The sequence below is a fragment of the Agromyces humi genome (assembly GCF_009720255.1).
Lineage (GTDB): Bacteria > Actinomycetota > Actinomycetes > Actinomycetales > Microbacteriaceae > Agromyces > Agromyces humi.
In genome coordinates this window covers 1-7356 of the sequence record NZ_WJSP02000182.1, presented here as the reverse complement: position 1 = coordinate 7356, position 7356 = coordinate 1, and the positions used below count along the sequence as shown (strand labels likewise).

Sequence of the window (7356 nt, the reverse complement as noted above, 5' to 3'; positions counted from 1 at the left end):
CAGATCAACCTGTGATCGTCATCCCGTACACCGCGCTGCTCATCGTCGTGATCGGACTGGCAGTTCTCGCCGCGGCCGACGTCGCGACACACCGCGTCGAATGGCTTCCCACAATGCTGCTCGGGGCAGCCCGAGGCGCCCGGCGGACCGGCACCCGCACCCACCCCGGGCACCGCCCAGCCCACCGACGCCGAGAAGGAGGCCTGGCTCTCCTTCCAGCAGATCGTCCGCGACTGCATGGCCGACGCCGGACAGGAGTACCTCGACTGGAAGTGGTGGAACCCTCCACCCGACGCGTCCAACCGCTTCCCGGCCATGCCGGCCGACCTCACGCCCGAGGAGTACGCCGCGTGGGAGCTCGCCCTCGACGGTGACTCGGGCACCGGCGACGACTATCGCTGGGAGGACGCCGGCTGCTGGGGCTACGCCGTGCACGTCACCGGCGGCACGAACTGACGGTGCGAACTGACGGCACGAACTGACGGTGCGAGCCGACGGGGTCAGGCCGGCGCGACGAGCTCCGTCACCGAGCCGTTGAGCGTCGCGGCATCCGCTTCCGCGTCCCACAGGGCGACCACGGCGTCGGCGAGCACACCCTCGAGCCCCGCGAGCGACCGCACCCGGAAGGTCACGGCCGCGGCCGCGGCATCGGGTGACTTCGCGAAGCCCTGGGCGAGCGCCTGCATCCAGGACTCGCTCGCCGCCTTGACCGCCGTGTAGTTGGCGCTCCCCGCCGACGGCGCCGCGACCGTCGTCGACGAGACGATCGCGATGCGGCCGGCCGGCGAGTCGACGAGGTCGGTCCAGAAGGCGCGGCTCACGTACCGCAGGGCCGTGAACGACCGCTCGAGCACGCGGTAGTCCTCCTCGGACTGCCCGAGGATGCCGCCGCCACCGCGCCACCCGCCCACGAGGTGCACCACGCCGTCGAGGTCGCCGACCCGCGCGTGCACGCGCATCGCGAGCTCGAGCACGTCGTCGCCGTCGGTGAGGTCGGCGAGCTCGCCCACCACTCCGGGAACCTCCGCGACGAGGGCGTCGAGGCGGCCCTGGTCGCTGCCCACGACCACCACGCGGGCGCCCGCGTCGACGAGCGCGCGGGCGACCGCCTGGCCGGACGCGCTCGTCGCACCCGCGATGAGCACCGTCCGGCCGGCGACCGTCATGGTCAGCGCTCCGACGTCGCGGTGATGCCCACCGTCGACTCGATGACCGGCTTCATCTTCTTGTCGAGCGCCTCGTAGAACATCGACAGCGGGAACTCGTCGTCCATCACCAGGTCGGTGTACCCCTTCGGCGCACCGGCGAGCACCTCGCGCGGCAGGCCCTGCGCCCAGACGGAGGCCGGATTCGGCGTCACGACGCTCGTCACCAGCTCGTAGGCCGCAAGCCAGTGCGCGGTCTTCGGGCGGTCGATCGACTTCCAGTAGAGCTCGTCGATCGCGTCGCCGAGCTCCACCACGGCGTCGGGCACGGCGTCCCAATCGAAGCTGAGCGAGACATCCGTCCACTCCAGCACGTGCTTCTGGTGCAGCCACGCGAAGAGGAGTTGGCCGCCGAGCCCGTCGTAGTTGCGCACCCGCGAACCCGTGATCGCGAACCGGAAGATACGGTCGAAGATCACCGCGTACTGCACGAGCTTGGCGTGCTCGAGCAGCTGCGATTCGACGTCCGAGAGCGGCTGCGCTGCGGCATCCGTCGACCGTGCCCGCAGCTGCCGCTCGATCTTCACCGACTCGCGGAACGCGGTGAGGTCGCACCGCAGCTCCTCGAGCGAGTAGAGGAAGAACGGCATGCGCTGCTTGATCATGAACGGGTCGAACGGCAGGTCGCCGCGCATGTGCGTGCGGTCGTGGATGATGTCCCACATCACGAACGTGCGCTCGGCGAGCTCCTGGTCGTCGAGCAGCGCCGCCGCGTCGGCGGGCAGCTCGAGCTTCGTGATCTCGGATGCCGCACGCACGACCCTGCGGTAGCGCGCCGCCTCGCGGTCCTGGAAGATCGCGCCCCACGTGAAGGGCGGGATCTCGCGCATCGCGACCGTCTCTGGGAACAGCACCGCCGAGTTCGTGTCGTAGCCCGGCGTGAAGTCGACGAGCCGCAGGCTCACGAACAGCTTGTTCGAGTAGTCGCCTGCCTCGAGGGCGGCGATGAACTCGGGCCAGATCGTCTCGACGAGGAGGGCCTCGACGTGTCGGTCGGGCGAGCCGTTCTGCGTGACCATGGGGAACACCACGAGGTGCCGGATGCCGTCGATGCGGTGCCGCTGCGGCTGGAACTCCACGAGCGAGTCGAGGAAGTCGGGGACTCCGAAGCCCTCGGCCTGCCACCGACGGAAGTCGGCGACGGATGCCGCGAGGTAGGAGGCCTCGTGCGGGAACCGCGGCGCCAGTGCCTCGATCGACTCGACGATCGCGTCGACGAGGGCGGATGCCTCGGGGCGGTCGCCCTCCTCGGGCACCGAGCCGTCCTTCACCTGGAGGGACTGCAGCCGCGTGGCCGACTCCTTGAGGCGCAGCCAGGCCGGGTCGGTCTCGGCATCGTGGGCGAGGGCCAGGTCGGCGGGCGTGACCTCGTCCTCGAGGACCTCGGGTTCGCCGATGATGGCGTCGATCGTGATGTTCGACATGTGAACCTCCGTTCCCGGGCGTGGTCGCGACTGCGATGTGATGGCGGCCGATCGGCCGCCCACTCAAGGCTAGACGCAGCCTTCTCGCGATGTGTTGCAGGCCCGCGCCGCTTTCGTGCGTCGACGCAAGATTTCGCGGTGGTCTTCGCCGCGCCGCGCAGGAGCGTGCCGATCGTGCCCACTCAGGGTGTGCGTCGTCCATTCGGAGCCGGTTCGGCCGTCCTGTACTGAGGGATGCTCAGGGAAATTCCGACACCCGGGAGGGTGCCGACCCGGATCCCGCGGAACGGCGGGATTCGTAGCTTCAGATCACCCCCCGAACAGGTGGGAACCCGAAACCCGAAAGGAATGAAGCCATGCGCACACGCACGGCGGCCCCGGTGCTCATCGTCGCCGCATCACTGATGGTCCTCACGAGCGGCTCGGCAGGCATGGCCGCCCCGGGCGGCCAGGTCCGCGACGACCTCCGTCCGGCCCAGACCGCTGCACTCGCGCTCGCCCGGGGCCACGTCGTCGAGCGGGGCGACCTGGCCGTGGCTCCCGTCGTCGCCGACCGCATCGAGCGCGCGATCGAGCAGGCCTCCCAGGCCGACGCCGCCCGGGCGTTCTCCGCCGATGCGCGACGTGAGCTGCACTCGCAGTCCGAGGCCGGCGTCACGCCCGGCTTCTCGGACGACGCACGCCGCGAACTGCATTCGCAGCCCGTCACCGTCGACGACGACCTCTCGCCGCTGCACGACGGCACCGAATGAGCGCGATCCCTGCGCCCCCGGCGGGTGCGAGGCCGAACCCGGCCCCGCACCCGCCTCGTCGTCCCCTCGCGAGCCGACGAGGCCCGCGTCTAGAGTTCCCTCGTGCACGACCACGCGCCCGAATCGACCGCCGCGGCGCTCGCCGCCGCCATCGACGCGGCAGGCGACCCCGACGACGCCGCGTTCCTGCGCCGCTTCTTCAAGACCGGCCCGGGCGAGTACGGCGAGGGCGACGTGTTCGCAGGTGTCCGAGTGCCGGTTACCCGGGCGATCGTGAAGCGGTTCGAGCGGATGCCGCTCGCCGAGGCCGTCGCGCTCCTCGAGAGTCCCGTGCACGAGCACCGGCTCGCGGCCCTCCTCGTCATGGTGCGGCAGGCCGAGCTCGCCCGCCGCCCGCGCACCCGCGACGACGAGGGCCGTCTCGCGCTCCATCGCGCCTACCTCGCCGCCGTGCGCGCCGGCCGGGTGAACAACTGGGACCTCGTCGACAGCACGGCCGAGGTGCTCGTGGGCGAGATGGTGAGGGACGGGATCGCGGACGCGTCGCTCCTCGGCCGGCTCGCGGCATCCGCTTCGCTGTGGGAGCGCCGGGTCGCGGTGATCGCGACCTTCGCCGACATCAGGGCGGGCGATGCGGTCCCCACCCTGCGGCTCGCGGCCGGCCTGCTCGACGACCGCGAGGACCTGATGAACAAGGCGGTCGGCTGGATGCTGCGCGAGGTCGGCAAGCGCGTCGACCGGGACCTGCTCACCGGATTCCTCGACGAACACGCGCCGCGGATGCCGCGCACGATGCTCTCGTACGCGACCGAGCACCTCAGCCCCGCCGAACGGGCCGCGTACCGCGCGATGCGGTGACCCCTCCGGGATATGGGTGACGCCGCATGACGAGGCGCCCGTTCTGGGTCGTTGACGCGGTCGGCTCGCTGCTGCCAGTATGCGGAAGGCCATTCGTCCACCAAGACACCGAGGAACGCTCACATGACTGACTCAGCACCTGCACCTGCACCCGCACCCGTCCCCGCTCAGCCGTCGCCCGCTCCGGCACCGGCTGAGAAGTGGAACATCCTCTCCATCATCGCCTTCATCATCGTCTTCTTCGGCTTCAGCGTGATCTCGATCATCCTGGGCTTCATCGGCCTCAACCAGATCAAGAAGACCGGCGAGCGGGGTCGCGGGCTCGCGATCTGGGCGATCGTCCTGGGCTTCGTGTCGATCGTGATCGGCATCATCTTCTGGATCGTCTTCGTCGCGGTGATCGCGGCGAACCCGAACGTCACGGTCAACTAGTCGTCGTACGACCTGGAGCCCCGGCGCCGCTCGGCGACCGGGGCTCCGTCGTGTGCGGACGACGGCGGTCGGGATGCGACGGCGCCCCGACCTGGGTCGTTGACACCCCACGGTCGTGCTGTCACGATGCAGGTCAGCGACCGCCATCGACAGTGAGGGCCTTCATGTCCGACTACGCTCCGCCTCCGCAGCAATACGCCCCGTCGTCCGACAAGTGGAACGTCCTCTCGATCGTCGCGTTCGTGATCTCCCTCCTGGGGTTCAACATCGTCGCGGTCATCCTCGGCTTCATCGGCCTCAACCAGGCCAAGAAGCGCGGTGAGCGGGGCACTGGATTCGCCAACGCCGCGATCATCATCGGCCTCGTCTCGATCATCCTGGGCTTCATCTTCGGCTTCTTCTTCCTCTCGGGCGTGCTGGCGAACGCCTAGCCGCCCACGCACGGAAGGCCCCGTCCCGCTCGATCGAGCAGCACGGGGCCTTCGCCTGTGAGCGGATGCCGCGGGCTCAGCTCGCGGATACCGAGACGGCCGGCTCGACGGTCGGTTCGACCGACGCTGCGGTCGGTGCGGCTTCGGAGGCCACCATCGCGGTCCCGCCCTTCACGGCCCGCCCCGAGGGGAGCAGCAGCGCCACGAGTGCCGTCACGCCGAGCACCGCCGCCGCCACGAGCACCGCGGGCTGTGCACCGACCGCGTACTCGGCCGGGTTCAGCTCGCCGCCCGCACCGGTGAACACGGCGGTCGACACCGCGATGCCGAGCGCCACGCCGACCTCGCGGAGCATCGAGTTCGTGCCGCTCGCCTTCGCGTGGTCGTCGGGCGCCATGGTGGCGAGCACCGCGGTCGCCGAGGGGGCGAACACGAGCGCCATGCCGATGCCGGCGATCATGAACGGCGGCACGTAGGTGGCGTAGGCGATGTCGGCCTCGAGCAGGCCCGACAACCAGAACAGCGCGACGCCGAGGGCGAGCAGGCCGGTCACGATCAGCGTGCGCGTGCCGACACGCGGGGCGATCAGTCCCGCGATGGGGGCGACGATCATGGGGGCGAGCGTCCAGGGCGAGGTCTGCAGCGCCGCCTCGAGCGGGGTCGCGCCCTGCACGACCTGCAGGAACTGGATCAGGATGAAGATCGAGCCGAACGCCGCGAAGCTGAAGCCGAAGCCGACGACGTTGGCCACGCTGAAGCTGCGGTCGCGGAAGAGCCGCAGCGGCAGCAGCGGAGCCTTCGCCCGCCATTCCCAGAGCACGAAGGCCACGAGCAGGACGCCGCCCGCGACGAGGCTGCCCATCACCTCGAAGCTGTCCCATCCGGCCGGGTTGCCGCGCACGATGCCGAAGACGAGTGCGAGCAGGCCGAGGCCCGAGAGCACGAGCCCCACGATGTCGGCGCGGAGCCGGGCACCGAAGCTGTTCGGCAGCGCGAGCAGGGCGAGGCCGATGGACACGACGCCGACGGGCACGTTGATCCAGAAGATGGCCTGCCAGGCCCAGCCCTCGAGGATGGCTCCGCCGATCAGCGGCCCGGTGGCGACGCCGAGGCCGGCGACGCCGCCCCAGATCCCGATGGCGAGCGGACGCCGCGCGAGCGACACCGAACCGACGAGCAGCGTGAGCGAGAGCGGCATGATCGCCGCGGCGCCGAAGCCCTGCAGTGCGCGGGCCGCGATGAGCTGCCCGGGATCGGCGGCCAATGCGGCGAACGCCGAGCTGAGCGTGAACACGACGATGCCGATCAGGAAGAGCGTTCGCCGACCGAACCGGTCGCCGAGGGCCACGGCCATGAGGATCGTGCTCGCGAACGCCAGGGTGTAGGCGTTCATGAACCACTGCAGCTCCTCGACGGATGCCCCGAACTCGGCGTGCAGCACGGGCAGGGCGTTGGTCATGACCAGGTTGTCGAGGGTGGCCATGAACATGGGCAGTGCGGTGGCGATGAGCACGAGCCAGAGCGGGCTCGGGCGACGGCCGGCGCCCCTGGCGGACGGTGCGGCGGCGACTTCGGTGACGGATGACACGGCGGCGCTCCTTGGTTGTTATCGAATGATTACTTGGACAGTAGTAATCGACTGATAACATGTCAAGCATGACGATCGAAGATGTCGCGCCCGCCCCGCGGATGAAGGCCGCAGACCGGCGCGAGCTCATCCTCGAGGCGGCGACCGCGGTCTTCGGGGCGAAGACGTACGTCGGCACCACCACCGACGAGGTCGCCCGCGCCGCCGGCGTCAGCCAGCCCTATGTGGTGCGGCTGTTCGGCACGAAGGAGAAGCTGTTCATCGCCGTGATCGAGCGCGCCTACGCGCGCCTGATCGAGGTCTTCCGTGCGGCCATGCCGGGCGACCTCGAGGGTCGCTCCGAACGCATGGGCACCGCCTACACGGGCCTCCTCGCCGAGCGCGGCATGCTTCCCGTCATCGCCAACTCGACCGCGCTCGGCGGCGAGCCCGAGATCGGCCGCGTCGCGCGGGCGGGCTTCAGCGACATCTGGCGGTTCCTCCGCGACGAGGCCGGCATGTCCGCCGAGGACACCCGGCAGTTCATGGCCACCGGCATGCTGATCAACGCCATCGTGGGCTTCGCAAGCGTGTACAAGTCGGTCGCCACGTACACGGCGAATGGGAAGAGCTTCGTGGTCGAAGCACAGGGCAACGGCCGCGATCACAAGATCNTCGACAATGGCG

General features: G+C 70.1%; 9 protein-coding genes and 1 pseudogene. 6 read left to right on the top strand and 4 right to left on the bottom strand.

The genetic code is table 11. The features are described 5' to 3' along the window. On the bottom strand, nt 1-239 hold a 239-nt coding region (locus GH736_RS24580), incomplete at its 3' end, for a hypothetical protein (protein ID WP_203230772.1). Here GH736_RS24580 and GH736_RS14005 point away from each other — a divergent pair. Continuing rightward, nucleotides 238-456, top strand: a complete 219-nt coding sequence (locus tag GH736_RS14005; protein ID WP_159604311.1) for a hypothetical protein — start codon at nt 238-240, stop codon at nt 454-456. The two genes, GH736_RS24580 and GH736_RS14005, sit on opposite strands and share 2 nt — an antisense overlap. A gap of 44 nt (nt 457-500) precedes the next feature. Here GH736_RS14005 and GH736_RS14000 read toward each other — a convergent pair whose 3' ends face one another. Further along, the gene (locus GH736_RS14000; RefSeq protein WP_159604309.1) at nt 501-1166 is read right to left on the bottom strand and encodes an SDR family NAD(P)-dependent oxidoreductase; all 666 of its coding nucleotides are present in this window, start codon (nt 1164-1166) and stop codon (nt 501-503) included. Between the two features lie 2 nt (nt 1167-1168). Continuing rightward, complete coding sequence (locus GH736_RS13995; RefSeq protein ID WP_159604307.1) at nt 1169-2629, bottom strand: DUF6421 family protein; 1461 nt, start codon at nt 2627-2629, stop codon at nt 1169-1171. Between the two features lie 356 nt (nt 2630-2985). On the opposite strand from GH736_RS13995, the gene GH736_RS13990 reads away from it, so the two are divergent. The 4 genes from GH736_RS13990 to GH736_RS13975 all read left to right on the top strand — a co-directional run bounded on the left by GH736_RS13990 (nt 2986) and on the right by GH736_RS13975 (nt 5102). Further along, nucleotides 2986-3381 (top strand): hypothetical protein, encoded by a 396-nt coding sequence (locus GH736_RS13990; RefSeq protein ID WP_159604305.1) that lies wholly within the window; start codon nt 2986-2988, stop codon nt 3379-3381. Between the two features lie 102 nt (nt 3382-3483). Beyond that, nucleotides 3484-4239 (top strand): DNA alkylation repair protein, encoded by a 756-nt coding sequence (locus GH736_RS13985; protein WP_203230771.1) that lies wholly within the window; start codon nt 3484-3486, stop codon nt 4237-4239. 123 nt (nt 4240-4362) lie between these two features. Continuing rightward, on the top strand, nt 4363-4671 hold the full coding sequence (locus GH736_RS13980; protein WP_159604303.1) for a DUF4190 domain-containing protein: 309 nt from the start codon (nt 4363-4365) through the stop codon (nt 4669-4671). A 164-nt stretch (nt 4672-4835) separates the two neighbouring features. After that, on the top strand, nt 4836-5102 hold the full coding sequence (locus tag GH736_RS13975; RefSeq protein WP_159604301.1) for a DUF4190 domain-containing protein: 267 nt from the start codon (nt 4836-4838) through the stop codon (nt 5100-5102). 76 nt (nt 5103-5178) lie between these two features. Here the strand turns inward: GH736_RS13975 and GH736_RS13970 are convergent, their stop codons facing one another. Next, nucleotides 5179-6690, bottom strand: coding sequence for a DHA2 family efflux MFS transporter permease subunit (locus GH736_RS13970; protein WP_235934220.1), 1512 nt, complete (start codon nt 6688-6690; stop codon nt 5179-5181). Between the two features lie 59 nt (nt 6691-6749). Here GH736_RS13970 and GH736_RS25755 point away from each other — a divergent pair. After that, nucleotides 6750-7343, top strand: a pseudogene (locus GH736_RS25755) (TetR/AcrR family transcriptional regulator); the annotation flags it as partial. Nucleotides 7344-7356: the final 13 nt, after the last annotated feature.